The sequence below is a fragment of the Aquimarina ulvae genome, from assembly GCF_053613295.3.
In genome coordinates, this window is record NZ_JBSIBP030000037.1 from 1 (window position 1) to 2,763 (window position 2,763).

General features: G+C 35.4%; 1 protein-coding gene. It reads left to right on the top strand.

Annotated elements, in window-relative coordinates; all coding sequences use genetic code 11:
• On the top strand, positions 1 to 2,763 hold a 2,763-nt coding region (locus tag ACWGOQ_RS24005), incomplete at both ends, for a condensation domain-containing protein (RefSeq protein WP_458202893.1).

Here is a 2,763-nt window from a genome sequence, read left to right on the forward strand (position 1 = left end):
TTATCAGAGTCTATTATCGATCAGGCGGTTGTTCAGGTAAGGACTATATCTGGGAGTAAAGTTGTAGTAGCTTATGTTGTTTCTTCGCGTGCTATAGATAAGAAGTCTTTACAGGATTGTTTGCGGGATAAGCTTCCTGAATATATGCTTCCGAGTTATTATGTTATATTAGATAGTCTTCCATTAACTTCTAATGGTAAGGTTGATCACCGAGGTTTACCTTCAGTTTTAGAATCAGATATGATAAAGGAGGATTATGTAGGTCCTCGAACAGATCAGGAGCGAGTTTTAGTTGGTGTTTGGGAAGAAGTTTTACAGCGTAGTCCGATCAGTGTTAAGGATAGTTTTTATAATCTAGGCGGGGATTCCATAAAATCAATTCAGGTTGTTTCTCGCTTAAAGCAACAGGGTTATAGTTTAAAAGTAGATCAGCTTCTTCGACATTCAGTTTTAGAGGATTTATCTCCATTTTTAGACAAGCATACCCGAGAAATAGATCAATCTTCAGTTGTTGGTAATGTTGGATTAACACCTATTCAGCATTATTTTTTCAACGATCCATCCATAACGGATTTGCATCATTTTAATCAATCTGTTTTATTGCGGAGCAATACGGCTCTTTCCGAGGATTTATTGCTTTTAAGTTTGGATGCTTTAGTTAGTCATCATGATGCTTTACGTATGGTTTATACAAAAGAAGGAGTTGATTGGCATCAGTTTAACCAACCCGTTTCAAAAGAGCATTATAGTTTTGCTTTTTATGACCTTAGCGAGGAGTCTTCTGCATTAACGGTTATGGGTTCCTTATGTCAAGAGCTTCAATCGAGTATTGATTTAGCTCAGGGTCCATTACTTAAGGTAGGTCATTTTAGATTATCAGATGGAGATCGTTTAGCTTTGATTGTTCATCATTTAGTTGTTGATGGTGTTTCTTGGCGTATTTTATTAGAAGATTTGTCTACTCTTTATACAGGATATCTGGAAGCGGATTCAGTGGTTTTACCACTCAAGACAGATTCATTTCAGCAATGGTCGTCTTTACAGTCTGATTATGCTTTGAGTAGTGATATGATTTTGGAGCATTCCTATTGGGATAAAATTTGTTCAGGATCTTATCCAGATCTAGTTGTAGATAAAGAGAGTTCAGAATCTGTTATTCAATTAACAGGCACAGAAGGTTTTGTTTTAGACAAGGATCTGACAGAGTTATTGCAGACTCGAGTTCACGGGGTTTATAATACAGAGATTAATGATCTTTTATTAACAAGTTTAGGATTGGCCTTACGAGATGTTTTAGGATTAGATCAGAGTGTTTTAAAGATGGAAGGTCATGGTCGAGAGGATCTGTATGAAGCTATAGATATTACACGCACAGTTGGATGGTTTACTTCGATATATCCATTTGTTTTAGATGTTTCAGGATCAGATAGCTCAGTTTCAAGTTTGATTCAGGTGAAAGAATCTTTACGTAATGTTCCTACTAAAGGAATAGGTTACGGTATTTTGAAGTATTTAGGTTCAGGTTTTTCGAAAGATTTAAGACCTGGTATTGTTTTTAATTATTTAGGAGATTTTGGTCGTAATGCAGGGGGTTCAAGAGATTCTATTTTTGAATATTGTTCAGAATATATAGGAGAGGACGTTGCCGATAGTACAGGTACAGATACGTTATTGTCAGTTTCTGGGATGTTAGTTTTGGATGAGTTAAATATTTCAATTGGATATTCAGAGTCCCATTATAATGTATCAACAATAGAGGAGTTATGTTGTAGTTACCAGAATCATTTAAGATATCTTATAGAGTCCTTATCTTCAGAAGAGAGAAATTATATTACTCCATCAGATTTGACTTTTAAGGGATTACAAGTGGATGAGTTATCATCGATCAACAAGGATTTTAACGTTGAGGATATTTATCCTTTATCCCCATTACAGGAAGGGATGTATTTTCATTGGCTATCAGATAATTCTACTTCATTGTATTTTGAGCAGTTATCTTACAGGTTACGTTCTGAATCTTTGGATATCTCAAGTGTTAAAGAGGCATACAAGTCATTGATATTACGTCATCCTGTTTTGCGTACGAGTTTTACGAATGACTATGGAGGTGTTCCACTTCAGGTGGTCCGTAATGATGTTGAAGGATCTTTTAGTTATGATCAGATTCCCGAAGGCGAAGATGTATTATCTTATGTTGAAAAGGTTAAGCTTTTAGATCGGGATTGTGGTTTCGACTTAGAGGGTTCATCTCAGATGCGATTAAAAGTGCTGGATTTAGGTTCAGGCTTATATGAGTTTATTTGGAGTTTTCATCATATTTTAATGGATGGCTGGTGTATCAGTATTTTGGTTAATGATTTTTATGAGCTATTGGATAGTAGTCAAAATACTCGTGTTTCGGTTTTACCAGAGATTACACCATATTCAAATTATATAGATTGGTTGTCAGGTGTAGATAAACAAGCTAGTTTATCGTATTGGCGTGATTATTTATCAGGTTATAGTACTTTATCTGAAGTTCCATTTAAATTAGATTCAGGTATTGAAGATCAGGGATATCGTTTAGGATTAGAGACCATTACGATTTCTGGGGATTTATATAGTTCTTTAGAGGGTTTATGTCAAGATATTGGTATTACCCAGAATATTTTCATTCAAGGGGTTTGGGGGTATTTACTTTCTCGTTACAATGATATTCAGGATGTTGTTTTTGGTTCAGTAGTTTCGGGACGTCCGGGAGATTTATCAGGAGTAGAAGATATG